Annotated in this window: 19 protein-coding genes and 3 pseudogenes; 20 read left to right on the top strand and 2 right to left on the bottom strand. The window is 45.9% G+C overall.

Annotated elements, in window-relative coordinates:
• The first annotated feature begins 581 nt into the window (after positions 1-581).
• Genes R0134_RS11540 through R0134_RS11505 form a run of 8 tightly spaced genes read left to right on the top strand, consistent with a single transcriptional unit; the run spans position 582 to position 10,074 of the window.
• A complete protein-coding gene (locus R0134_RS11540) occupies positions 582-1,400 on the top strand; it encodes a DUF2194 domain-containing protein (RefSeq protein WP_319782072.1) in 819 nt (272 codons plus the stop codon).
• A 4-nt stretch (positions 1,401-1,404) separates the two neighbouring features.
• Complete coding sequence (locus R0134_RS11535) at positions 1,405-2,400, top strand: glycosyltransferase (protein ID WP_319782071.1); 996 nt, start codon at positions 1,405-1,407, stop codon at positions 2,398-2,400.
• The gene (locus tag R0134_RS11530) at positions 2,397-3,491 is read left to right on the top strand and encodes a glycosyltransferase (RefSeq protein ID WP_319782070.1); all 1,095 of its coding nucleotides are present in this window, start codon (positions 2,397-2,399) and stop codon (positions 3,489-3,491) included. The genes R0134_RS11535 and R0134_RS11530 overlap by 4 nt, the downstream gene beginning before the upstream one ends.
• A complete protein-coding gene (locus tag R0134_RS11525; RefSeq protein WP_319782069.1) occupies positions 3,488-4,696 on the top strand; it encodes a glycosyltransferase in 1,209 nt (402 codons plus the stop codon). The genes R0134_RS11530 and R0134_RS11525 overlap by 4 nt, the downstream gene beginning before the upstream one ends.
• 1 nt (position 4,697) lies before the next feature.
• Positions 4,698-5,786: a glycosyltransferase family 4 protein gene (locus tag R0134_RS11520; RefSeq protein WP_319782068.1), complete on the top strand. Its 1,089-nt coding sequence runs from the start codon at positions 4,698-4,700 to the stop codon at positions 5,784-5,786.
• 3 nt (positions 5,787-5,789) lie between these two features.
• Entirely contained in the window at positions 5,790-7,745 is a 1,956-nt protein-coding gene (gene asnB, locus R0134_RS11515; RefSeq protein ID WP_319782067.1) for an asparagine synthase (glutamine-hydrolyzing), read from the top strand.
• Positions 7,746-7,768: 23 nt separating this feature from the next.
• Positions 7,769-8,917 (top strand): hypothetical protein, encoded by a 1,149-nt coding sequence (locus R0134_RS11510; RefSeq protein ID WP_319782066.1) that lies wholly within the window; start codon positions 7,769-7,771, stop codon positions 8,915-8,917.
• On the top strand, positions 8,842-10,074 hold the full coding sequence (locus tag R0134_RS11505; RefSeq protein ID WP_319782065.1) for a glycosyltransferase family 4 protein: 1,233 nt from the start codon (positions 8,842-8,844) through the stop codon (positions 10,072-10,074). Before R0134_RS11510 ends, R0134_RS11505 begins: the two co-directional genes overlap by 76 nt.
• A 351-nt stretch (positions 10,075-10,425) precedes the next feature.
• Here the strand turns inward: R0134_RS11505 and R0134_RS11500 are convergent.
• Positions 10,426-10,658: pseudogene (locus tag R0134_RS11500) on the bottom strand (transposase); the annotation flags it as partial.
• 217 nt (positions 10,659-10,875) lie between these two features.
• Between R0134_RS11500 and R0134_RS11495 the strand changes: the two are divergent.
• The 7 genes and pseudogenes from R0134_RS11495 to R0134_RS11460 all read left to right on the top strand — a co-directional run bounded on the left by R0134_RS11495 (position 10,876) and on the right by R0134_RS11460 (position 20,091).
• Entirely contained in the window at positions 10,876-11,499 is a 624-nt protein-coding gene (locus tag R0134_RS11495; protein WP_319782064.1) for a sugar transferase, read from the top strand.
• A complete protein-coding gene (locus R0134_RS11490) occupies positions 11,492-12,109 on the top strand; it encodes an acetyltransferase (protein WP_319782063.1) in 618 nt (205 codons plus the stop codon). The genes R0134_RS11495 and R0134_RS11490 overlap by 8 nt, the downstream gene beginning before the upstream one ends.
• A 193-nt stretch (positions 12,110-12,302) precedes the next feature.
• Positions 12,303-13,017, top strand: a pseudogene (locus tag R0134_RS11485) (IS5 family transposase).
• Between the two features lie 78 nt (positions 13,018-13,095).
• Positions 13,096-14,277 (top strand): DegT/DnrJ/EryC1/StrS aminotransferase family protein, encoded by a 1,182-nt coding sequence (locus tag R0134_RS11480; protein WP_319782061.1) that lies wholly within the window; start codon positions 13,096-13,098, stop codon positions 14,275-14,277.
• A gap of 173 nt (positions 14,278-14,450) precedes the next feature.
• On the top strand, positions 14,451-16,460 hold the full coding sequence (locus R0134_RS11475; protein WP_319782060.1) for an acyltransferase family protein: 2,010 nt from the start codon (positions 14,451-14,453) through the stop codon (positions 16,458-16,460).
• 98 nt (positions 16,461-16,558) lie between these two features.
• A pseudogene (locus tag R0134_RS16525) lies at positions 16,559-17,411 on the top strand (IS66 family transposase); the annotation flags it as partial.
• A 424-nt stretch (positions 17,412-17,835) separates the two neighbouring features.
• Positions 17,836-20,091 carry a nucleoside-diphosphate sugar epimerase/dehydratase gene (locus tag R0134_RS11460; protein WP_319782059.1) on the top strand — a complete coding sequence of 752 codons (2,256 nt, stop codon included), beginning with the start codon at positions 17,836-17,838 and terminating at the stop codon, positions 20,089-20,091.
• Positions 20,092-20,280: 189 nt separating this feature from the next.
• On the opposite strand, the gene map is transcribed toward R0134_RS11460, so the two are convergent.
• Entirely contained in the window at positions 20,281-21,081 is an 801-nt protein-coding gene (map, locus tag R0134_RS11455) for a type I methionyl aminopeptidase (protein ID WP_319782058.1), read from the bottom strand.
• 939 nt (positions 21,082-22,020) lie between these two features.
• On the opposite strand from map, the gene rpsB reads away from it, so the two are divergent.
• The 5 genes from rpsB (at position 22,021) to uppS (ending at position 26,413) form a co-directional block, all read left to right on the top strand.
• Positions 22,021-22,749: a 30S ribosomal protein S2 gene (gene rpsB, locus R0134_RS11450; protein ID WP_319782057.1), complete on the top strand. Its 729-nt coding sequence runs from the start codon at positions 22,021-22,023 to the stop codon at positions 22,747-22,749.
• A 125-nt stretch (positions 22,750-22,874) separates the two neighbouring features.
• Positions 22,875-23,756: a translation elongation factor Ts gene (gene tsf / locus R0134_RS11445; RefSeq protein WP_319782056.1), complete on the top strand. Its 882-nt coding sequence runs from the start codon at positions 22,875-22,877 to the stop codon at positions 23,754-23,756.
• An 86-nt stretch (positions 23,757-23,842) separates the two neighbouring features.
• Positions 23,843-24,574, top strand: coding sequence for a UMP kinase (gene pyrH / locus R0134_RS11440; protein WP_319782055.1), 732 nt, complete (start codon positions 23,843-23,845; stop codon positions 24,572-24,574).
• A 431-nt stretch (positions 24,575-25,005) separates the two neighbouring features.
• Positions 25,006-25,563, top strand: a complete 558-nt coding sequence (frr, locus tag R0134_RS11435) for a ribosome recycling factor (protein WP_319782054.1) — start codon at positions 25,006-25,008, stop codon at positions 25,561-25,563.
• Positions 25,564-25,636: 73 nt separating this feature from the next.
• Entirely contained in the window at positions 25,637-26,413 is a 777-nt protein-coding gene (uppS, locus tag R0134_RS11430) for a polyprenyl diphosphate synthase (RefSeq protein WP_413641402.1), read from the top strand.
• Positions 26,414-26,497 lie beyond the last annotated feature (84 nt).

The following is a 26,497-nucleotide window of genomic DNA, read 5'->3' as shown; positions in this document are numbered from 1 at the left end:
ATAAGCAAAAAGCCGCTTGGCGGGAAATCATGAGGTGGCTAAGGCAGGAAAAATAGAACTTCTCTACTGCGATGAGAATGGTTTTTCCTGTCTACGGAATGTATAGCGAGTCTTGTCACCGATATATGTGATACATAACGCTGATGCCAGTATCGGACGCAAACGAGAGAATGTGATTGGCGCGCTGGATTATGCCATAGGGGGTCACAGGTTGAGCTTGTTAAGCTCTTGCTAAATAGTCGGCATGTTGTTCCATTTTCGGATAAATTGGCATAATCATCCAGCCAGAATGAAGTCACTATCTTGGTGATTGATAATTCATTTATTTATTTATTACTTTATTGACCCAGAGATGCGCAATAAGTGGCTGTACGAACAACAGTATACTGCTTTATCTACCGCTCAGAGCCCAGAGTTGAACCTATTAGAAATTTGGTGCAAACATGCTAAATATCACTGTGCCGTTTTACTTCCTTGTAAAATATAAGTTATTGAATGAAGTCATAAAATAATTCAAGGTAGTCAGTCGAAAGTTCATATAAGTTATGCATGATTAATTAATAGTTTAAAGGTGGATCGCGATGAGTTTTTTTGCTGTGCGAGATGATGATACTAGCTATCATACAACAATAGATGATCTTGAATTAGCTTATTCTAGATGGTGGGGTGAAGTTCCTATATCTTTGGCGGTTGTACCGTTTTCAGTAAGTAGTCATGGTAATGATAGGGCGTATACAAATTCAACACGTCAAGATAAATATTCTGCAATTTCTGAAAACCAGGATTTAGTTAGATATTTAAAGGAAAAAGTAAAAAAAGGTCATGTTGAGATAATGCTTCATGGATATACTCATGAATATAAAAATGTAGAGGGGAGTAGTATTTCTGAGTGTATTTGGAAAAGTTTTGAACAACTTAGTAAAGAAGTAGCTCATGGAAAAATATACTTGGAGTCACTGTTTGATACTAAGGTAAAAGTCTTTGTTCCACCTTCAAATCATATAGATAAAGATGGTATTCGTATAATTAAAAATGAATCTTTATGTTTGTCCGGTATGATGGGTGTGTGGGGAGATAGACCTATATCTTTAGATTACTTTTATGCGTGGTTGAAAAGATGGAGTTGGCGATTTTTTAAAGGCTACCCTTATCCCTTTTCTTTAAATTACGACGGTCATTCAGAGTTATATGCTCATGCATTGAATCCTTACGTATCTAAAGACGTTTTTTTATCTGATCTTCGCCGTGCTTCAAAACTTAATGCATCATTTGTTGCTGCCACTCACTATTGGGCTTTTCATGATTCCCATTTAACTGGGGAGTTATTAGAGTCTGCCATAGAGGAAGTAAAAAGGCTTGGGATGAAATTTTCTACAGTATCTAAATGTATGCGAGGCTAAATTAATGAGTGTTGTTGAACCGTGTAATAATCCATTGGTGACTTTAGCTGTAGTTACTTACAATCAGGTTGATTATATCAAAGAAGCATTTGAGGGCGCTATATCACAAAATTACCCGAATCTAGAAGTTATTATTTCTGATGATTATTCAACTGATGGTACTTTTGAGGTGATAAAAGAATTAGTGGCTGAATATGAGGGCCCACATAGCATTGTTATAAATCAAAACCCTGAAAACAAGTGCACGCTAGCGCATTTTTTTAAGGTTGTGGATCTAGCTAAAGGTGAGTTGTTATTAATCGCTGCTGGAGATGATGTGTCAAAGCCAGAACGAGTAACTGAAACGGTAACAGTATGGAAGGAAGACTCATCGGCAGGTATTTTTTCAAATTATGAACTTATAAATGAGAAAGGAATTGTTCTGGATGATGATTACTGTCCCAATTCAAGAAGTGAAATAGCAGAAGATGTATTTTTAAAGGAAGGTGGTCTTGATATACATGGCGCTTCATCAGCTTATGATATGGCCTTTGTTAAATCACTACCAAGACCTGAAGGTAGGTTCTTTTTTGAAGATGCTTACATGAGCTTTTTTATATATTTTTTTGGAAGGGAAATATCTAAGATTGATAGTACTCTTGTTCGCTACAGGGCTCACTCAAATTCCATTAGTAATAATAGTGTGGCATCGTTAACATCAAATAAAATAAAAGAAAAACAAATCAAGGCTAGCGGGTATGATGAAAACAAATGGAAGCTATACATGTCAATAAAGAGTTTTTCTGTTATATCTGATAGAGGTGGTAGTGTAATGGATATTGATGCTTTTGAAAGATATCTATTTAGGCTTCAGGTTAAGTCGTCTTGGATTACGATGCCATTTAAAAAGAAGCTTGATATGTTGTTACGTTCTTATAAAGATGACAGGCCGTTATTTTATTGGTTTCTTCCTAGGGTGTTTGGCCTTGATGTTTTCTCATTTCTTAGGCGGTTTGGGTGAACTCTATAAAAGTAATTAATATATTCACATCGTTGGATTTTGGTGGCGTTGAAAGTCACGCTTGCATAATTAATAGATCTGAAAAATATTCATGTGAGTATACTTTTGTTGCTATTTCTCATGGTGGTAAAGCGGGTGATGAAATTCGCTCTCATGATGGTGAGGTCATCATTCTAAACAAGAACACACATATTCCATCGTTTACAACGATTTACACACTATACGGTCTTTTAAAAAAGCTAAATCCCGATGTCGTGCATACCAGAGGGGCTGAAGCTAATTTTCATGGGCTGATAGCTGCTTGGCTAGCGCGGGTGCCAGTCCGGATAGGTGAAGAGATTGGCATTCCTTCTCATGGTTTTAAGGCAAAGCTGTTTTTTAAATTTGCTTATCTTTTTGCTATCAAGGTGATTGGTATCTCCAAGGCGGTTACCAAATGGCTCATTGAAAGCGGTGAGGTGCCAGCCCATAAAGCAGTAAAAATTTATAATCCTGTTTTGATTCCCAAGCCACGTTGTGAAGAGGATATACCTAAAAGCAGGTTAAGAATTGGTTTTGTAGGACGACTGGAGCCAGTAAAAAACCCGTTAGCATTGGTGGAGGCATTAGCTATTGTTGTACGCAAAGGGATTGATGCCGAGTTGTGGTTTGTAGGTGATGGTAGCCAGAAACAGGCGTTGTTAGATCTGGCATCAACACATGGGATTAGCGAAAGGGTAATATTACATGGTTTTCAGGGTAAGCCTGATGACTTTGTGCGACAGTGTCACTTGTATGTACAGCCCTCTATTTCGGAAGGATTTGGCTTGGCTTTGGTCGAGGCCATGGGGTGTGCCGTGCCCGTAATTGCGACTGCAGTAGGTGGTGCACCCGAAATTATCAATAACGGCAAAACGGGATGGCTTATTGAGCGGACAGATCCTGAAACGTTGGCGTATAAAATAGTTGAGGTGGTGGCACTACCAGCACAGGAACTGATTGACATTGGCAAACGTGGCCGTGAATCAGTTAAAACCCGATTCGAACCAAGTTCATACATGTCTGAGCTCGAAAATTTATATATGAATGAACTAGAAAGGGCTAATAATTGAATATTTTATTTGTCACTTGGGATGGACCACAGTCATCTTATCTTGAAGGGCTTTTTTTACCCATTTTTAAGCAGTTGAAAGAAGCCGGAATTCAGTTTCATATCCTGCAATTCACCTGGGCAGATAAAGAACGTGTAGTAAAAAGTGAAACAGCCAGTCTTGAGGCCGGTTGTAGTTATGAAGCCGTGTCGGTTCTTCGCAAGCCCGTAGCATTGGGTAGCTTATTTACTGCTGTAGCAGGCTACCGTCATATTCGCCGAATTATGGCTAAACATAACATAGACGTGGTATTACCCCGTAGTACCTTGCCGGTATTGAGTACCTTGCTGGCACTACGTGGCCGAAAAACCCGTTTTGTATTTGATGCCGATGGTCTGCCACTGGATGAACGGGTGGATTTTGCTGGGCAGTCACCCTCTGGGCTTGTTTACCGTTTATTGCGTGATATTGAGGCGCAGGCCGTGCGACGCGCAGATTCGGTGCTTACCCGCTCCGTGAAAGCAGTAGATATTTTGCTATCACGTGCGGGCGCAGGTACCAGAGAAGACAAGTTTCATGTTGTGACTAACGGTCGCGATACAGGGCTATTTACTCCTGGCAGTCACGATTCTCGTTCCGCTATGCGTGCTACCTTGGGGGTTGCGCGAGATACTCCTTTGTTGGTATATGCCGGCTCAATAGGGCCGCAGTATTGCGCGGCGGAAATGGTTCGCTTATTTGAACTGGTACAAGAACAACGTTCTGATGCGCAGTTACTGGTACTTACCGGCTCGCCAGATGTTATGCATAAGGTAATGCAAGCCAAACCGGATCTGGCCGCGCATGTAATTATAAAGCGCGTTGCTGCCAACGAGGTACCTGCTTACCTTGCCTGCGCAGATCTTGGTATAGCCCTTAGAAAAACAAGCTTTTCCATGCAGGGAGTGGCCCCTATCAAGTTGGGAGAGTACCTCCTTTGTGGCTTGCCAGTGGTGGCTACCAAAGGCATTGGAGATACCTACGCTATTGATAGCAAAGCGGGTCTTTTGATTGAAAACATGGATGAAGCAGAGCTAAAAACAGTAGCTGACTGGTTTATCGGTAAAGTGCTGTCAACACGTGAGAGTTTGCGAGAGCATTGCCGTCAGGTGGGTATCGCAGATTTTTCTCTGGAAGCCTGTGCAGCCAGTTATCAGCGAGCACTGGCAACAGTAATGCAGGATTGACATGACAAAACGTATTCTGGCATTAACCAAATACCCACGTCTGGGCGCCAGCTCTCGCTTGCGTACCCTGCAGTATCTGCCATTACTTGAGCAGCAGGATTTTGAGTTCGATGTGCAAAGTCTGTTCGACGAAGCCTATCTTAAAAATCTTTACGGCAAAGGTCATCGTTCACGGCTGGCCGTTATGGGTTGTTATTTTAAACGACTCTTCAGGTTATTTTCGGTGTGGCGATACGATCTGATTTGGATTGAATATGAACTCTTTCCCTATCTCCCTGCGTTTGCCGAACGTTTATTGGCTTTCACTGGCAAGCGCTATGTAGTGGATTATGACGATGCTATTTTCCATAACTATGATCTTTCTGGTAACTCGCTGCTCCGCAAGTTGTTGGGTAACAAGATTGATGTAGTTATGGAAAAGGCCAGTTGCGTGATTGCGGGTAATGCCTATCTTGCTGCGCGCGCCGAAGCGGCTGGCGCAACATGCATTGAATGGGTGCCCACGGTTGTTGACCCGACGCGTTATGCTCCACATTCAAAAGCAACAAGTCGCCCATTGGTGATTGGCTGGATAGGCTCTCCCTCAACTCAAAAGTATGTGGTGGGGATAAAAGAAGCGCTGCGGGCTGCCTGTGAACGTCACCATGCCAAGTTGTTGCTGGTTGGCGCAACGCCGAATATTACTACTGAGCTGCCCGATATAGATGTAGAGGTTGTTCCCTGGAGCGAAGAGCATGAAGCTGGACTAATTGAAGGCATGGATGTGGGCATCATGCCGCTACCAGATGGGCCTTGGGAAAAAGGCAAGTGTGGTTACAAGCTTATCCAGTATATGGCTTGCGCCGTGCCCGTGGTTGCGAGCTCGGTGGGGGTCAATGTGGATATTATTCGAGGCAACCAGTGCGGGTACCTGGCGGATCATTCCGAACAGTGGGTAGCCTCGCTGGATGCATTATTGTCTTCCCTTGAACAGCGCAATGCACTAGGCAGTGCCGGAAGAAAGGCCGTAGAAGAAACGTACTCCCTCCAGGTACAGGCGCCTATTTTAGCCCGTATATTCAATTCAATAACCAAGAGTGAAATGACCTGACCTATGTGTGGCTTGAACGGTTTTTTTAATGCTCAGACTGATGAGTCTGCGCACACGGCAATAGTCAGGATGAACTCAGCTATTCGCCATCGTGGCCCGGATGCCGGTGATGTGTGGTTGGATGAGGATGCAGGTTTGGTCTTGGGCCATCGGCGCCTCGCCATTCAGGACTTGTCACTGGCAGGGGCTCAGCCCATGCACTCGGTCTGTGGTCGTTATGTGTTGGTGTTTAATGGCGAAATCTATAACCACCTAACATTGCGTGAGCGATTAACAAAGGAAGGTAAAGCATCAATCTGGCGCGGCCATTCGGATACGGAAACCTTGCTGGCCTGTTTTGTGGCCTGGGGAATAGAGTCTACCTTGCAGGCAGCAGTGGGGATGTTTGCTATCGCCCTGTGGGATCGGCAGCTGAGAGTGTTGTCGCTAGCACGAGACCGTATGGGTGAAAAGCCGCTGTATTGGGGATGGCAAGGCCAAAGCCTGTATTTTGGCTCCGAGCTGAAGGGGCTGAAGGCGCATCCTGCTTTTAATGCTGAAGTAAATCGAGATGCGATCACTCTGTTGCTGCGCCATAATTGCATTCCGGCTCCCTATAGTATTTATCAGGGTATTGAAAAGCTGCGCCCTGGGCACTGGCTGCAGTTGCCGCTAGCCGAAGCTCACAAGGCGAGGGCGGCAAGACCACAAGCCTACTGGCGCTTTAATGACGTGGTTGAAGCTGGGCAGGCTAATCTCTTTGAAGGTAGCGCCGATGAAGCCGTAGACGCTCTAGAATCTGCCCTCATGAGCAGTATTGGCGAGCAGATGCTGTCTGATGTACCCCTGGGGGCTTTTCTCAGTGGTGGCATAGACAGCAGTACAGTAGTGGCGCTGATGCAGGCGCAAAGTACACGCCCGATTAAAACCTTCACCATCGGCTTTGATGATGCTGGTTATAATGAAGCCAGCCATGCCAAGGCGGTAGCAAAGCATTTGGGTACCGAGCATACCGAGCTGTATGTGCGCCCGGAAGATGCCCAAGCAGTGATCCCTAATCTGCCTTCTTTGTATTGCGAGCCCTTTTCAGACAGTTCACAAATTCCCACCTATCTGGTCAGCCAGCTGGCTCGTCAGCATGTCACCGTGGCGCTGAGCGGTGATGGTGGCGACGAGCTATTTGGCGGCTATAATCGCTACCTCATGGCTCAGCAAGTATGGAGCAAGAGCCGTAAGCTGCCCAAGCCGATGCGCCAACTGGCTGCCGCTGGCCTCACGGCTTTGGCCCCAAAAAACTGGGATGCTGTTTTTAATACTCTGAGCCCTATCCTTCCCGAAAAATTGCGTTTACGTACCCCAGGAGACAAGGCACACAAACTGGCCGGAGTACTGAATATTGCCAGCGAACAGGCTTTTTATCATCGATTAACCAGTCATTGGCAACACCCTGGCGAGATTGTAATTGGTGCTCAAGAGCCAAAAACCTTGATTACCGATCCGAGCTGCTGGCCAAAAACGGATAGTTTTGAGCACGCCATGATGGCTATGGACGCCCAGACTTATATGGCCGACGACATATTGGTGAAGGTAGACCGAGCCGCCATGGCCAATAGCCTGGAAACTCGGGTGCCAATATTGGATCACCGTATCGCCGAGTTGGCCTGGCGCATGCCGCTGTATTACAAAATACGTAATGGCGAAGGAAAATGGCTGCTTAAACAGGTGCTGTTTCGCCATGTTCCCCGTAAGCTGATTGAACGGCCCAAGATGGGGTTTGGTATTCCTTTACACGACTGGCTGCGTGGCCCGCTTCGCGACTGGGCCGAGGCATTGTTGGATGAGCGCCTCTTGCAGCAACAGGGCTACTTCAATCCTGCTCCTGTTCGTACTATGTGGAACGAGCACCAGAGCGGAGTGCGTAACCATCAGCATCATCTATGGGATATTCTTATGTTTCAAGCTTGGCTTGAGGCGCAGTGAATCAATAACATAAAGTGGTGCTTATGACTTTTTTTTCAACGCCATGGTCTGTATTTGGCGCATGTCTTGTGTTTGTGGTTGGGGCTATTATCGCGTTTGGTTTGCGACGAGCTTTTAATTGTACGTCTGGTCGCTCTCTTGCTTTGTATTTATGGCATTCTTTGTTTTGTGTAATTTATGCTGATTATGTTATTGATAACGGTGGTGATGCGCTGTCGTATTATTACGAAAGCTTACAGAATAATATCGATTTTGAATGGGGGACCCGTGGGGTAGAGATATTGACGTCTTTCTTTACTCAAGGTGTTGGCCTTTCTTATCTGGGGACCTTCCTCGCTTTTCAAATCTTCGGGTTTATTGGCCTGTTAGCCTTTGATGCCGCGCTAAGAGAGGTGACCAGGAATAAGTCTCGGCAAATTCGTCAGCTGGCGACCTTGATTGTGTTCCTGCCTTCGATAAGCTTCTGGTCATCAGCCATCGGTAAGGATTCGCTGTCTTTTATGGCTATGGGGCTAGCGTTGTGGGCGGCACTGAACTTTAAACGCCGTGTACTTTTGATGATTGTTGCTGTGCTGGTCATGCTGTTTGTGCGGCCCCACATGGCTGGCATGATGGTGATTGGTCTATCAGGGTCTTTTGTGTTTCAGCGCCGAGTGTCTCTTGGCCAGCGGCTGTTTTTTGGTGCCGTGGCCCTGGCTGCTACGGTGGTGTTGGTCCCCTTGGGGCTTAATTACTCCGGGGTAGGTGAAGATGCTAGCTCTGCCGAGGTGATGGCTTATATAGAAGGGCGCCAGGGAGAGAATCAGGACGGTGGTTCCAGCCTGGATATTGCAGGCATGAGTTTGCCTGTGCAGTTGTTTACCTATTTGTTCCGCCCGCTACCCTTTGAAGCGCACAGCCTGTTTGCCATGTTGGGATCGATAGATAACGTGATTTTGCTGTTTTTGTTTGTAGTGGGGATCCGATCAGCAGTAAAAAAACGACTGCCAGCCGATTTGGCTGAACATAATCGAATTTTTCTGTGGATCTACTGTTTGCTTGCCTGGGCTATTTTGGGCATGACAACTGCCAATTTGGGAATAGCCATGCGCCAGAAGTGGATGTTCGCCCCGATGCTAATTTTCCTGCTTATTTCTCTTATCGGAAACTCGAAAACAGTAAAAGTAAAATGAAGTATGAGACAACACGGAATATAAAAATGGTAAATAATACCGTACTTCTGATAGCCAGTTTTCCCGATTCATTAATCAAGTTTCGAGGCCCCTTAATAGATGCCTTGTTAGCACAGGGACTTAAAGTACATGTAGCGGTGCCGGAACTGAGCAAAGACGATGCTATTTACCAGGCCCTTACTATTAAAGGCATCAAGCTACATAATATTGCCCTGCAGCGAACGGGAGTTAACCCAGTGGCGGATCTGCGGGCTATGCTGCAATTATTTAGGCTGATGACAAAGCTAAAACCCGGCATGGTACTGAGTTATACCATCAAGCCGGTGATCTATGGCTCGCTGGCTGCCTGGCTGTCCCGGGTACCCAAGCGCTTCGCGCTGATCACCGGTCTGGGTTATGCCTTTACCGGACAGGCCAGCGGCAAGCGGGGAGTGCTAAAGGTGCTTATCCAACGGTTGTATCGCTTTTCATTAGGAAAAGTGGATAAAGCTTTTTTTCAAAACCCGGATGATGAAGCGCTGTTTCGTCAGCTTGGCATTCTGCCGACTAAGGTACCTTCTTGCATTGTGAATGGTTCGGGGGTGGATTTGGCGGAGTATCACCAGACTCCGTTGCCAGACTCTCCTTCCTTTTTGCTTACTGCCAGATTGTTAGGTGACAAAGGGGTGCGTGAATATGCTCAAGCGGCAGCCAAGGTTAAAAGAAAATATCCTGAAGTTAGTTTTCAGTTGGTAGGCTGGATAGACGACAACCCCGATGCTATCGGCCAGCAAGAGCTGGATGACTGGGTAGCTGCTGGTACCTTGCAATATCTGGGCAAGTTAAGCGATGTTCGTCCAGCCATTGCTAATTGCAGCGTGTATGTTTTGCCTTCTTATCGTGAGGGAACCCCCAGAACCGTGCTTGAGGCAATGGCTATGGGGCGGGGGGTTATTACCACGGATGCGCCGGGTTGCCGAGAAACAGTAATAAACGGTGATAACGGCTTTCTTGTGCCGGTCAAGGCAGTCAACGAGCTGGAAAATGCCATGTTGCTTTTTATTGAGCAGCCAGAGTTGGCGGTGGCAATGGGCATACGTTCACGGAAAATAGCAGAAGCAAAATATGATGTGCATAAGGTGAATGAGCACATGCTTAAAGAGATGGGATTGATATAAGTAATGCCGCTTAACAGGTGTGGTTCTGCCGTCAAAATATCGCATAGTGTTAGATGGTGGCTAAAACCGAGAAGAAGCTTGGCTTGCCTACCAAAGGGTTATTGGTAAGCAATTTTGTTTGGCGAGAAATGTACAATCTTAGTGAAAGCTTTGGTGCTGGCCAGAAAACATTTCACTGAATTACTCTAAATGGCTGATTGTAATTTTTTTGTGAGAGGTGAACCTGTGGTCTTTATTCATCCGCTAGCGGACGTTGCCGAATGTGAAATAGGCAAGCATAGTAAAGTTTGGCAGTTTGTTATTATTTTACAAGGCGCCAAAAATAGGTCGAAACTGTAACGTTTGTGCCCAAAGGCTGCTGTAACTCGGTGACGTGAGCGGTACGTTCATCAACTGAAAGATAGAATTGATGAATCCTTCTAGGGCTCGGAACGGTAAACCAAAGAAGGCCTTGAGCATTAACGTCGTTCGATAGCGCTATCGCTGTATTGGAAACCACGACCGCGTCGACCATGATGCTCACCGCAGTACCACTGGTCGATCACCTCCTCATCCACCCAGAAAGTGAGGGAGCCACGATTGATTAAGGCTCGATTGTATTGCCGTCAGTTGCTGATATTGTGTCGCGCTTTTCCCATCTGTCTGCTCCTGAGTCCGTATCTTGAGAGATCGGATCAGGGGAGAGTCAGATAGTTCCCTGATTTAGGAAACAACGCCGATCATGGGCGCAAAGAAGAACACAATGGCTTTAATTAAACACTCGTTAGTATTCCTCATTCCAAGTTTTTTTATGGGTATAAAATGATTAAACGCCTTTTTGATTTTTTGGCCGCTTTATGCGGATTGATTTTACTTAGTCCTGTTATTGCTCTCGTTGCATGGAATATCCGTAAAAAACTGGGCTCGCCAATTTTATTCCGCCAAGTGCGACCGGGTCTGCATGGCGCGGCATTTGAAATGCTTAAATTTCGCACAATGCGCGATGTTAATGATGGAAATGGTAATCCGTTGCCAGATGATCAGCGGATGACACCGTTTGGTAGCATGCTACGTTCTACTAGTTTGGATGAGTTGCCTGAACTGTGGAATGTGTTAAAAGGCGATATGAGTCTGGTAGGGCCTAGACCGTTACTGATGGAATATTTACCTTTATATAATATTGATCAATATCGTCGTCATGAATTGCGGCCAGGCGTGACAGGTTGGGCGCAGGTCAATGGTCGCAACACAATTAGCTGGGAAGATAAATTTAAGCTTGATGTGTGGTACGTAGATAATCGCTCACTGTGGCTTGATATCAAGATTTTGCTACTCACGATGAAAAAAGTATTTGTGCGTGATGGTATTAGTGCAGAGGGCGAAGTGACTATGACTAAATTCACTGGAGCTAAACTCACTGATAAACCAAGTAATAGTCATGAATAAATTGGCCGTTTTAGGTGCTAGTGGTCATGGTAAAGTGCTGGCCGACATGGCTGAACTAATAGGGTGGCGTAATATCACTTTTTTTGATGATGCTTGGCCAGAATTAACGCAAAACGGTCATTGGTCTGTTGTGGGTAATACGGCTGCGCTACTTTCATTGTTATCAGAGTTTGATGGTGTATTGATAGGGATAGGCAATAATGCTATTCGGCTTGAAAAGCAAGCTCAGCTTGCATCCTCTGGCGCTAGGTTAATAAGCATGATTCATCCCGCAGCCAGCGTCAGCAGTTATGCTCATATTGGCCTTGGATCTGTGATAATGGCAGGGGCAGTGGTTAATGTGGATGCTCATTTGGGCGACGCTTGTATTATCAATACCAATGCTAGCGTGGACCATGACTGTATACTGGAAGCAGGAGTTCACATCAGCCCCAATGTGGCCCTTGCTGGTGGGGTTAAAGTCGGTCAAGGAGCGTGGCTAGGTATCGGTGCTTGCGTACGCCAGCTAATATCTATTGGTGCTGGAGCAATGGTCGGCGCTGGTGCTGTGGTAGTTAAAACCGTAGCGCCTAAGACTTGTGTGGTGGGCAACCCCGCACGTGAGCTTTAAGGTTAAAGTGATAGGGATTTAGGGCTGATGATTAGAGAGTAGATAGGTCTACCCAATTCCTATTCCCAATAATTTAAATTCATTCTCTAGGGTGCGTTCTCATTTGAGATATTTTTCCTCATTAGATACCTTGGTGCATTTGAGGTATCCACTGATGAGATATTACTGGCTGTGAGATGACCAACGGGAGCGTATCAAAGATCTTCTACTAGGCAAGATCAGCGTTAGAGGGGTAACGGCACGTGATAATCGACTGTTTGTCGAGGCGGTACTCTGGATTGCACGCACCGGTTCACCTTGGCGGGATTTACCCGAGTTCTATGGCCATTGGCACCGTGTTTACGTTCGTTATAGCCGTTGGTCGCACAAAGGGAGCTGGCTCAAGATAATGGAATCGTTATCAGAAGAGGCTGATTTTGAACAAATCATGGCCGACGGCAGCATCGTACGTGTTCATCAGCACGGGGCAGCAAAAAAACAGCGCAAGGCGCCGAAGCCATGAGAAAATCCAGAGGTGGACTGACAACCAAAATCCATGCGGCCGTTGGTGCTTTGGGCAATCCCGTACGCTTACTGTTAACCCCGGGACAAGCCTCTGAATACGGTCAAGCGAAGGCACTATTGGCAGGGTTTACGCCTGGCCAAGTCTTGGCTGATAACGGCTATGACTCAGATGGGTTTGTTCAACGTATTCAGCGTGTTGGAGCTGAAGCGGTCATTCCATCAAAAAGGAACCGCCAACAACCAAGACCGTTGGATCGAGATATCTACAAAGATCGTAACTTGGTAGAGCGTTTTTCCAGAAACTGAAGCAATTTCGTCGAATAGCGACGAGATACGAACGACTGGCGAAAACTACCAGCCGATGGAGAGCTTCGGATCAGCAGTTATCTGGCTGGCATAATTGATAACGCACCCTAGTCTCCATGTTTTTCCAGTATTTCGTGGCAAAGCTTTTTACTTTAAAATATGGAGATACCCCTTATATGCTAAACACTTTGTTTTCTTCTTGGCCTTCTTTTACTGAAGAAGAAGGCAATGCAGTGCGTGATGTATTGTTGTCCAACAAGGTTAATTACTGGACTGGGCAAGAGTGCCGTTTATTTGAACAAGAATTTGCCAAATGGGCTGACAGCCAATATGCAGTAGCACTGGCCAATGGTACTTTGGCGCTGGATGTTGCTTTAAAGGCGCTGGATGTAGATGAGGGGGACGAGGTGATTGTTACCCCGCGTACCTTTTTGGCTTCGGTGTCGTCTATTGTTACCGCTGGTGCACGGCCAGTATTTGCCGATGTAGATTTAAACAGCCAGAACATAGAAGCCGAGCAGATTGCGGCGGTGTTAACGTCGAAGACCAAGGCTGTTGTGGTGGTGCACTTAGCGGGTATGCCAGCGGAAATGGATGCCATTATGGCATTGAGTGAACAACACGGTTTTTACGTGATTGAAGACTGTGCCCAAGCCCATGGCGCCAAGTACAAAGGTCGTTCGGTGGGTTCCATAGGCCATATTGGTGCCTGGAGTTTTTGCCAAGACAAGATCATGACCACCGGCGGTGAAGGCGGCATGGTCACCACCAATGATGAAGCGCTATGGCGCAAGATGTGGAGCTATAAAGATCACGGCAAAAGCTATGAGGCTGTATATGAGCGCGAGCATGTATCAGGTTTCAGATGGCTACACGAGAGCTTTGGTACCAACTGGCGCCTGACTGAGATGCAAGCTGTGATTGGTCGCATTCAGCTGACACGCATGTCGGACTGGACTGCTGCCCGCCAAGCTAATGCCACTCTAATAGATGAAGTGGCTAGTGGGTTTAGTCTGGTGCGCACGGTAGACGTAACTGAGCACATGGAGCATGCGGAATATAAGCATTACTTATTTGTAAATCCTGAACAGTTAGCCGTAGGTTGGACTCGCGACCGCATAGTCGATGCGATAGTAGCTGAAGGCGTACCATGTTTTCAGGGCAGTTGCTCTGAGGTATATTTAGAAAAAGCTTTTGATAATACTGATTTTAGGCCACTCACACGGTTATCTAATGCTCGTTTATTAGGCGATACCAGTTTGATGTTTTTAGTGCACCCTACGCTTACACAATCTGAGATAGACAAAACGGGTGTTGTATTGGCAAATGTGCTAGGCCAAGCGCAACGAAAGGAATAGAAAATTATCCACCCAAAAAGTGAGTGAGCCACGATTGATTAAGGCTCGATTGTACTGCCGCCAATTGCTGATGTTGTGTCGCGCCATACCCATCTGTCTGTTCCTGAGTCCGTCTCTTGAGAGATTGGATCACAGGAGAGCCAGATAGTTTCCTGATTTAGGAAACAACGCCTATGCTGATTATAAAAACCAAGGAGGTTGTTTTTATGTTTGATAGATATTGCAGAATGGAATATAGAGATGATATCCAAGGCATTAGAGCATTGGGGGCAATTTTAATAATGATTTTTCATATATGGGTAAACAAAGTCTCAGGTGGGGTAGATGTTTTCTTTGTTATATCTGGTTTTTTAATGTCATTTATATTGTTAAGAGGATACTTTAAAGAGAACACAATAAACCCTTTTTTATTTTGGGGTGGGATTGCTAAAAGAATCGCTCCTTCTGCCTACCTTGTTTTAGGCGTTACGCTTGTTTTATCCTGTTTTTTTCTATCCCCATACGCATTGCATGGAACAATAAACGAAATAGTTGTTAGTAGTTTACATGCTGAAAACTTACAGTTAATTAGAAAGTCTGTTGATTACTTACAGTCAGATGGCAACCCAAGTCCAGTTCAGCAGTTTTGGGCACTTTCAATTCAGGTTCAGTTTTATTTATTTCTACCTTTAATACTCATACCTTTAGCTTACACATCAAAAACATTAAATAGTTCAACACCTCTTGTTTTAGGTGTAACTATTGTTGCTGCTATATCTTTTATATACTCAATTGTAGCAACACATGATAATCCTTCTGCAAGTTACTTTAATCCAATAGCTAGAGTTTGGGAGTTTCTCATTGGTGTTTTAACTTTCCTGTACGCTTCAAACATAAAAAAAACAAAGCACAAAAACTTACTAGGTTTAGTAGGGGTAATGTTGATTTTTGGAGGGGCGTTATTAATACCTAAAGGAGCAAGCTTTCCCGGATTCATTGCATTGATACCTGTAACAGGTGCAGTGTTAATACTACTATCAGGAGTGGGTGGGTTTGGCTTCACAAATAAAATACTTTCAAGTAGACCTTTAGTTTTATTAGGTGGAATATCCTTCACTATTTACTTGTGGCATTGGCCTATTTTAATATTTTATAAAGAGCACTACGGGTACAATAGTGTTGGGTTTACACCGGGGATTTTTATAATTATATTATCAACTTTACTGGCCTATATTACAAGTAGAAGTGTAGAGGTGAAATTCAACAAGCTATCTCGCGACAAGGTAATAATAAACTTTACAATCGCAATGTTATTCTTGACGCCAGTGCTGTTATCATCCCTTATAGTAAAAAACAAAATAAATAAAACAATTGCTAGTACCATAAAAGAGTTAAGGGTGCAGGAGGTTCCTAGCGCACTAATCGATGAAAAAATAAAAATTGAAAAAGATATGGTCCTACCTGATAGAAATGTTTTCCTATCAGCTGAGGAGCTAACACCCTCAGCTCGAGAAGACAAGTGCAGTCAAAAAGAGCATGGTAGTGAAGTTAAATATTGCAGGTTCGGTAAAGTAAACTCCAAAAACAAAATAGTCTTAGTAGGTAGCTCTCACGCAGGACAGTGGCTGCCAGCATTAGATTTAATTGGCGAAAAAAATGACTTTGAACTAATAAATATGATTAAGGATCGTTGTCCTCTAGGCCCGCTAGATGATTCAAACAAATCATGCCATGAGTGGAATGTTAACGTTTTAAATAAAATAAAAGAAATAAAGCCTTATGCAGTAATAACAAACTCAACAAAAACAGAGCGTGACGATATAGAATATATTCCAGAGTCATTTATTGAGGCATGGAAAGAGCTTAAAAAAAATGGTGTTGTTGTAATCGGGATAAGAGACAACCCAAGATTTAGTTTTAATGTTCCGGAATGCGTATTTAGAAATAAAAGGTCGCCAGAATTATGCTATTTAAAAAGAAGTGAGGTTCTACAAGATTACAATCCTGCCATAGACTATCAGGAATTAATTAATAATATTGATATGACAGATATGCTTTGTACAAAAGATATATGTTTAACCACATATTCTGGATACTTGATGTATAGAGATAAGAACCACATACATTTATCATATGTAAAGTATCTAAAGGATCAATTAGAGTATAAGTTAAAGATAATCCTGACAGAGCTAAAAGTTCCGTGAGCAACAGTGTCCACCTCATATAATACGGACGCTATGTTAGATAACCGTCGCTGATGTCCAGACGATAAGAAAAAGTCAGCGCGGAGCGTGGCAACATCCAAGTGCAAACGGCTCCGCATATCTATGCAGAAGAAACTCGTCACCAACGCGGGGGGTGAGCGTCGCTGGATGTGGCTGGCCCTAAGCAAGGTGGCAGTCATGCTTCATGACCGCGTTCGGTCTGGGTCAGTGTGCTGCCCGACGGTTGTTGGGTGACGTGCTGAAAACCTCAGTACTAGTGACCGACCAGTATGCCAGCTATCGCTTCATTGATAATGCTCAACGCTAGTTATGCTGGGTCCATGTGGCCCGTAATTTGGCTGCGATTACGGACGGCAGCGAACGGATTAATCATCCCATTGGTGCACGTTTGGTATTGTTGTCAGATACGGTGTTCCGTATCTGACACCGTTGGGAAAACGTAGAGCTGACTCATGCACAGTACCAACGGCGGTTGAAGCGGTGCCGACAACGTTGGCAGGCTCAAGGATGGTGTTGTGCTCCTAAGCAATCGGCCATAACATGTGTGGAAACATAGTCCTTAGCGTCAACGCTGCTGGGCCATACGGTCGAACACTTCCACATTAGTTACAATGGATTACTTAGCGTTACCGAAGGCGATGCCGCTTGTTGCTCAGAGATGACGACATGTTATGGGAGTTCTTGGAAGAAGACTAAGTGGTCTTGACCCACAACGAGGCAGAGCGTGTGCTGTGCGGTTATGTACTGTGGCGCAAAGACAGCTATTGCTTTTGGTCTCGGCGGGGAGAGCAGTTACGTCAGCGTATTCACTCCTTGGTAGAAACAGCTAAGCGTCTGCGGCGCAGTCCTCTGGCATGCTTACGCGCGGTGATCCGAACTTGTATCGAGAAGACGTATTATCCCATTCCTGAAGAACTGTGTGCGTCAAGCCACTCTGTCTGGACAGTTACGTTCTACTTGGTTACAAAAATTGTAACTATTCAGCATATACCCATAGTGGTTAGGAGATAAAAAAACACTACATATTGTGTTTTTTGCGTTCCGTAATGTATGAAAATGAGTCGAATTCAGCATTTCCTATAGCGTTAAAAATTTAACTGTTTGTTTTATATGTATTTATTTTCTAAAAACAAGCTGAATAGTTACCAAAAATTTACTCTATTAACAACGAGTGGGCTAGCAGTTGCTACACTGTAGCTATGGATATAGATAAGGCCGATGATGAAAAGGTTTACAAGGAGTTAGAGTTACAAAGCTGAGTAATATAAAGGGTGTTCTAAGTTAGGAACATTAACTGATGCCATGCCAGACTGCACAACTGGATGTGTGATTTAATAGGGATAGGGATGACCCAATGAACACAACGATAAATTGGTTGTTTAAAACGCCACGTTCGACTAAGCGCACTATTAGCCTATTTCTAGATGCAGTTTTTATCAGTGTCGCTTTTTGGGCTGCCATTTTATTAAAATTAGAAGGAATAGCTGTGCTGGGTTCTGGCCCGTATTGGTTAGTTTTGCTTGCCACGATTCCAGTCACTCTTGTCTGTTTCATACGTTTGGGCTTATATCGTGCAGTGCTACGCTATTTAGGTTATCACGCGATTGTCACCATGTTTTTTGGTACGTTATTGTCCGTGATTGTTATGGTAGTATCAGCCTATTATTTAGATGTTAAGTTACCCTACACAGTGCCTATTATTTACTGCGCTCTGACCTTATTATTATCAGGTGGCGCGCGGGCTTTTGCTCGTGCTGTCTATAATCAGAGCACTAAAAAAATAAAAACATCAGTGATTATCTATGGTGCTGGCTCGTCCGGTCGGCAGTTAAATGTCAGTTTACAGTATAGTAACGAATATTGTGCGGTGGCGTTTGTAGATGATAATCCAGCCTTGCATAATGTAATACTGCAAGGCTTAACAGTATATTCAGCCAATGAATTGGCTCAACTTATTACTCGGTTTGATGCCAGTAAATTACTTTTAGCTATGCCAAGTGCATCTCGCCAGCGTCGTCGTGAAATTGTTGAAAGCTTAGATGGCTTACCGATAGAAATGTTAACTATTCCTGGGTTGGCCGATTTGGTAAGTGGTAGAGCAACGGTAAGTGAGTTGCACGAGATAAGTATTGAAGACTTGCTTGGGCGTGATCCGGTAGTGCCATTCCCTGAGTTGATAGCCGCCAATATTAAAAACAAAGTGGTCATGGTGACCGGTGCGGGTGGGTCTATTGGTTCTGAGTTGTGTCGGCAAGTTGTGCAGCAGCAGCCTAGTACCTTAGTGCTGTTTGAATTGTCGGAATTTGCCCTGTACCAAATCGACCAAGAGCTAGCCAACTGGTGCAAAGAGTTTGCGTGCAATATACGTATAGTGCCGGTAATGGCATCTGTGCAGCAGCAAAGTCGAATAGAAGCAGTAATGAAAGCTTTTAAAGTGCAAACCGTCTATCACGCCGCTGCCTGCAAACATGTGCCCATGGTGGAGTACAACGTAGTTGAAGGGGTTCGCAACAACGTATTTGGCACTTGGCGTGCCGGTGAGGCGGCCATTAGCTGTGGGGTTGAAACTTTTGTGCTTATTTCTACCGATAAAGCGGTGAGGCCGACTAACGTAATGGGTACCAGTAAACGTTTGGCGGAGCTGGTATTGCAAGGTTTGGCACTGCGCCAAAGCAATACCCGTTTTTGTATGGTGCGTTTTGGTAATGTGCTTGGCTCGTCTGGATCTGTTGTACCTTTGTTTAAAAAGCAAATTCTTGCTGGCGGACCCATTACGCTAACCCATAAAGATATTACTCGTTATTTTATGACTATTCCCGAGGCTGCACAATTAGTGGTTCAGGCGGGGGCCATGGGTAAAGGCGGTGATGTATTTGTATTAGACATGGGGGATCCGGTACGCATTATTGATTTGGCGCGCAAGATGATCCGCTTAATGAGCTATGAAGAAAAAACCGATAGAAATATGGGCGGAGATATCGCCATTAAAGTAACGGGACTGCGCCCCGGAGAAAAACTCTATGAAGAGTTATTAATAGGAGGCAATGAAGAACCTACTGCGCATCCGCGTATTCGCACTGCTAATGAGGTGTCTTTAGCTTGGAGTGAAATGCTTAGCTTGTTGAATGGGCTTGATGTTGCGTGCGAAGCATACGATCAGGACAAAATTCGCGACTTGTTGTTATCTGCGCCAACTGCCTTTAATCCACAAGACAAAATATGTGATCTGGTGTGGAATGAAGGGCTGCGCCGAGCACCGTGTGTTGAACGCCGGGGGTGGAAAGTGGATCGCCGAGCGTCGAGTGGCGAGCGCCGAGCATCGGGTACTCAGCCTCGAGCGTGGGGTACAGAGCGCAGAGCATCGAGTGATGAGCGCCGAGTGCCGAACGTTGAACGCAGAGCATCGAGTACGGAACGTCGAGCTCAGGACATTGAACGTAGGGCGCCGAGAGCTGAACGTCGCGTGTCGAATGTGGTTCGTCTTGTGCCTGGTATTGATCGCCGAGTTTCAAGTGCCGCACGTCGAGTTTCAAATATCGAGCGCCGAGCATGGGATGTCGAGCACGAAGGATTGCACAAAGCGCAAACATCAAGCCGTCGGCTTATGTAAGAGGGCGGCCCGATATGCTTGTTGTCGGATCTTTTATTAAAAAAGAGCCAGACTACAGGGCTTAGTTGGCTTGGTATGGCTTTAGACAGATGGCTGAGGCAACATTTTCGCCTAGATTAAAATACGCGAAGGCGTGTTCGGCGACAAAGACCAGAGCACCGAGCTTTAAAGCTCGGTGCTCTTTTGCTTTTAAGCGCAGTTCTCTGGGGTAATAAAACGCGGCAGGGTGTCGTCTTTACGCAGTGTTAAAATCTCACAGCCGTCTTCGGTAACCAGCAAGGTGTGCTCGTATTGGGCAGACAAACTGCGGTCTTTGGTGAGAACGGTCCAGCCGTCGGCCAACATCTTGCTGTGGCGTTTACCGGCGTTGATCATGGGCTCTATGGTAAAGCACATGCCTGCGGCTAACACTTCCCCCGTGCCAGGAATGCCGTAATGCACCACTTGCGGTTCTTCATGAAAGTCAGCGCCGATGCCGTGGCCGCAATATTCCCGCACTACTGAGTAGTTATGCGCTTCGGCGTGTTGCTGAATGGCCGCACCTATATCACCCAGCTGCATGCCTGGGCGCACCATCTTTATCGCTAGTTCTAGGCACTCTAAGGTGACGCGGCATAAACGCTCAGCCAAGATGCTGGGCTTGCCCGCAAAAAACATTTTTGATGAATCACCGTGATAGCCATCCTTGATCACTGTGATATCGATATTGATGATGTCGCCGTCCTTGAGCTTTTTGTCAGCCGGAATGCCGTGGCAAATCACGTGGTTTACTGAAGTACAAATGGACTTAGGAAAACCATGATAGTTAAGCGGAGCGGGAATGGCCTGCTGCACATTAACAATGTAGTCATGGCAGATTTGATTCAGCTCTTCTGTGGTCACTCCCACTTTGATGTAAGGCTCTATCATTTCCAGTACTTCGGCGGCCAAGCGACCAGCCACACGCATTTTTTCCATTTCTTCCGGGGTTTTGATGACTATGCTGCTCATGAAATTTGGTTCTCTGTGAGTTGGCGCCCGGTGAGTATTGCGTTGGAGTAGCGCGGGGCGACTATTGAATTGGCTCGATAGTGGCTGAAAATTGTAACGCCAAGCGACACAGAAAACAAAGGGCTAAAGATTTTTGCAACGGAAGAACGCGGAACGCACGGAAAAATTAAGCTGTGATTAAGTGTGAAAAGGGCTCTTGTTGGGATTAAAACAGCAGTCACCATCTTAAGCAGTCATCCTGACACACGTCAGGATCTCGGTTTAGTCTTTAGAAGCAAGAGCGAGATACCGGGGCGAGCCCGGTATGACGGCAAAGGGCGGTGTTGCGCCGTCATCCTGACGCACGTCAGGATCTCGGTTTAGTCTTTAGAAACAAGAGCGAGATACCGGGGCGAGCCCGGTATGACGGCAAAGGGCGGTGTGCAATGTAACGCCGTCATCCTGATGACCATCAGGATCTCGGTTTAGTTTTTAGAAACAAGAGCGAGATACCGGGGCGAGCCCGGTATGACGGCAAAGGGCGGTGTGTGATGTAACGCCGTCTTCCTGATGACCATCAGGATCTCGGTTTAGTTTTAGAAACAAGAGCGAGATACCGAGGCGAGCCCGATGTATGACGGCAAAGGGCGGTGTGCGATGTAACGCAGTCATCCTGATGACCATCAGGATCTCGGTTTAGTTTTGGGCTTAACTCAACATTAAAAATTCAACACGCAACACTTTATCTCTGGCTTTATGGGTGGCTTTTGTGGTATAAAACGCGCCGTAGTTCTGATCTGGACTTGCTTAACAGCTTAGCGCTGATGGCTAACGGCTTAGTCTTACGACCATTCACCTTTTTAATACACACACACATCGGCACATGCTCTAGGGTGCTCTTCGGAGTTGGAGACATGGGATGTGTGGAGGCCTAACCCAATACACTTATTTGAGGAAATCATGGCACAAGTATCTATGCGCGACATGCTGAAAGCCGGCGTTCACTTTGGTCACCAGACTCGTTACTGGAACCCAAAAATGAAGCCGTTTATCTTTGGCGCCAGCAACCGAGTTCACATTATCAACTTGGAAAAAACCGTTCCTATGTTCAACGACGCGTTGAACTACGTGAGCAGCGTTGCTTCTAAGAAAGGTAAAATCCTGTTTGTTGGTACTAAGCGCGCAGCCTCAGAAGCCGTTAAAGAAGCCGCTACCAATTGCGATCAGTTCTATGTGAACCATCGCTGGTTGGGTGGCATGCTGACTAACTGGAAAACTGTTCGTCAGTCTATCAGCCGCTTAAAAGAGCTGGAAGTACAGTCTGCAGACGGTACCTTCGACAAGCTGACCAAGAAAGAGGCGCTGATGCGTTCTCGTGAAATGGAAAAGCTGGAGAAGTCTCTGGGTGGTATCAAGAACATGGGCGGTCTGCCAGACGTACTGTTTGTTATTGACGCTGACCATGAGCACATCGCTATCAAGGAAGCCAACAACTTAGGCATTCCTGTAGTATCTGTGGTTGATACTAACTCTAACCCAGACAACATCGATTACATCATTCCAGGTAACGATGACGCGATCCGTGCCGTTCAGTTATACCTGAACGCTGCTGCTGCTGCCGTGACTGCTGCTCGTGCACAAGATGCTGCCGTGCAACAAGCGGAAGACAACTACGTCGTAGAAGAGTAATAAAGCAAAAGCTTAGGCTTCTGCCGTTATTAACCATACGAAAGTAATGTGTTAACAGGGGCCTAGTGCCCCTGTTTTCTTGTGTAAAAAGTTTTCTTGTGTATCAAGATTGAGGATATTTCAAAATGACTACTGTTACCGCGGCCATGGTAAAAGAACTGCGCGAGCGCACTGGCGCTGGCATGATGGATTGTAAAAAAGCATTGACCGACGCCCAAGGCGACATTGAACTTGCGATTGAAGAAATGCGTAAGTCTGGTCAAGCGAAAGCCGCTAAAAAAGCCGGCCGTATTGCAGCTGAAGGCGTGATCTTAATGCGTCAAGCTGGCAATGTTGCGGTGATGATTGAGCTGAACAGCGAAACTGACTTTGTAGCAAAAGACGCTAGTTTCTGCGCTTTTGGTGACAAAGTAATTGAAATTGCTTTAGCCAATAAAATCAATGACCTGGACGCTTTAAAAGCGGCCGAGTACGAAAACGGTGAGAGCATCGAAACTGCGTTGACTAACCTGATCGCCAAGATCGGTGAAAACATGAGTCTGCGTCGTATCGAGTGCGTGGAAGGTGACAACCTGACCACTTACCTGCACGGCTCACGCATTGGCGTTATCGCCAATCTGAAAGGCGGTGATGAAGAAGTAGCGAAAGACGTAGCCATGCACGTTGCCGCTTCTAGCCCACAGTTTGTGAAGCCTGAAGATGTGTCTGCTGAAGTAGTAGCAAAAGAGCGCGAAATTCAGGTGGAAATCGCTGTTAACTCTGGCAAGACTCAAGAAATTGCTGAGAAGATGGTTGAAGGCCGCATGAAGAAGTTCACCGGTGAGATTTCTCTGACTGGTCAGCAGTTCATTAAAGATCCTTCTATTACCGTTGCTGATCTGCTGAAGCAGAAAGGCGCCGACGCCATTAGCTTCGTCCGCTATGAAGTGGGTGAAGGTATTGAGCGCGCAGAAGAAGACTTCGCTGCTGAAGTTCAAGCACAAATTGCCGCTTCTTCAAAAGCGTAATTTTTTGCTGATTTAATGCTAGGGTCAACAGACCCCTGACTAGACCGCGACTTGTGTCGCGGTTTTTCTATGACTAGGAATAGAGCATGAGTACCAATCCTAAACCTGCATACAGACGCATTCTTCTTAAACTGAGCGGCGAAGCGCTGCAAGGTGAAGAAGGCTTTGGTATCGATCCCGCCGTATTAGAACGCATGGCGCAGGAAATCAAAGAATTGGTTGAACTGGGTGTGCAAGTTGGCGTCGTGATTGGCGGTGGTAACTTGTTTCGTGGAGCGGGCTTGGCCCAAGCGGGCATGAACCGCGTAGTGGGCGACCACATGGGCATGCTGGCGACCGTGATGAACGGCTTGGCGATGCGCGATGCCCTGCACCGTGCTTATGTGAATGCCCGTCTAATGTCAGCCATTACGCTGGAAGGCGTGTGCGACCCTTACAATTGGGCCGATGCGATAAGCTTGTTGCGTAAAGGCCGGGTGGTGATATTTTCTGCCGGCACCGGTAATCCATTCTTTACCACCGACACCGCCGCTTGCTTGCGTGGCATTGAAATTGAAGCAGACTTAGTGCTTAAAGCCACTAAAGTAGACGGCGTATACAGCGAAGATCCGGTGAAAAATCCGGATGCCGAGCTCTATCATCATTTAGGTTATGACGATGTGCTAGCCAAAGAGCTGCAAGTCATGGACTTAGCCGCATTTACCTTAGCGCGCGACCACGATATGCCGATCCGCATCTTTAACATGAACAAACCCGGCGCCCTGCGTCGTGCTGTCATGGGCGAAACCGAAGGTACGCTGATCAGTAGAAAACTGTAAAATATAGCGCCGAGCACCAAGCGCCCGGCACCCAGCTCTAAGAAGAGCAAAGATTAAGATTAAGATTAAGATTAAAGATATTTTTGCAACGGAAGAACACGGAACGTACGGAAAAATTAAGCTGAGATAACTGCGAAAAGTGATCTTGTGAGGGTTAAAATAGCCGTCTTCCTGATGCACATCAGGATCTCGGTTTAGTGTTTAGAAACAAAAGCGAGATAACGGAGTAAGACGTCATTAGCCAGTGTTTTTTGTTAGCTGGGCGCTGCTTTATTTTAGTTCTTACTAGTGAAGTGTTTTTCAGATTTGATCACTATTTTTCCGTGTTCTTCTGCGAATTCCGTTGCAGATATAGATCTTGTATTTTGGGTTTCGATTTTACTTGGTGTTGGGCGCTGGGCGTTTGGTACTGATAACTTAAGGAATACACCGTGATTAATGAGATTATAAAAGACGCCAAAGAGCGCATGGAAAAAAGCCTGGAATCATTGAAAGGCCAAATGAACAAAGTACGTACTGGTCGTGCGCACCCCAGCCTGTTAGACACTATCTATGTGGACTACTACGGTGCAGCTACGCCGCTCAAGCAAGTGGGTAACATTACCACTGAAGATTCCCGCACCTTGGCGGTCACCGTATTTGATAGCAGCATGATCAAAGCCGTTGAAAAAGCCATTATGAGCTCAGACCTAGGTTTGAACCCATCTAGCACCGGCACCATGATCCGTATTCCGCTGCCTTCATTAACCGAAGAGCGTCGTAAAGACTTGATCAAAGTGGTGCGTAACGAAGCAGAGCAGGGCCGAGTGGCGGTGCGTAATATTCGTCGGGATGCCAACGGTGATTTTAAGTCGTTGTTAAAAGATAAAGAAATTTCTGAAGACGATGATCGTCGCGCTCACGATGAAGTACAGAAAATCACTGACGCTTGTATCAAAATGGTGGACGAAGCACTGGCCACCAAAGAGAAAGAGTTAATGGAAATCTAATCCATACTTCGGGTATAGTGACCAACGCCGAGCAGCTGCCTGCTCGGCGTTTTTTTTGCGCAGGAGCGATTTAATGCCAACGACTGAACCCATGGCAGCGTTAGAACCATCACCGACATTGCCACGCCACGTGGCCATTATCATGGATGGCAATGGCCGTTGGGCCGAACAGCGCGGTAAATTTCGCGTGAGTGGCCACAAAGCTGGCGTAAAGTCGGTACGGGCAGCCGTGAGCTTTGCCCATCAGCTTAAATTAGATGCGCTGACCTTGTTTGCATTTTCCAGTGAAAATTGGCGTCGTCCCGAAGACGAAGTAAGTGCGCTAATGAGTCTGTTTATCGCCGTACTGGGCTCTGAAGTAAAGAAGCTGCATCGTAATAATATTCGCTTGCAAATTATTGGTGAGCGCAGTGGCTTTAGTCCTCACTTACAGCGAAAAATTGCCGAGGCGGAAGCGCTAACCGCCACCAATACTGGGCTCACACTCAATATCGCCGCGAATTACGGTGGCCGTTGGGACATAGTACAAGCCTGTCGCCTAGCGGCAGCGCAGGTGTTAAATGGTGAGCGAGCAGTCAGCGAAATTACCGAAGACTCATTAAATACGTTGATGAACATGAGCGAGTTAAGCCCTGTGGACTTATTGATCCGCACCGGCGGCGAGCAGCGCATTAGCAACTTTTTGCTGTGGCAGCTGGCGTATGCGGAGCTGCATTTCACCAATGTGTTATGGCCAGACTTTGACGACACGGCCTTTAGTGAAGCGATTGCCGCTTTTGTGGGCCGCGAACGTCGCTTCGGCTGCACCGGCGAACAAATTAGGGCGCTGCTGGTGAAGGGTAAAGAGTGAAGATAAAAAACAGGGATTGGTGATTTGGGAGCAGGGTTCGGAAGTGCTAGTCCCTAATCACCTGTGTCATTGCGAGGAGTGCAG

The organism is Oceanisphaera sp. IT1-181 (genome assembly GCF_033807535.1).
GTDB lineage: Bacteria > Pseudomonadota > Gammaproteobacteria > Enterobacterales > Aeromonadaceae > Oceanimonas.
This window is presented reverse-complemented; position numbering and strand designations above follow the sequence as displayed.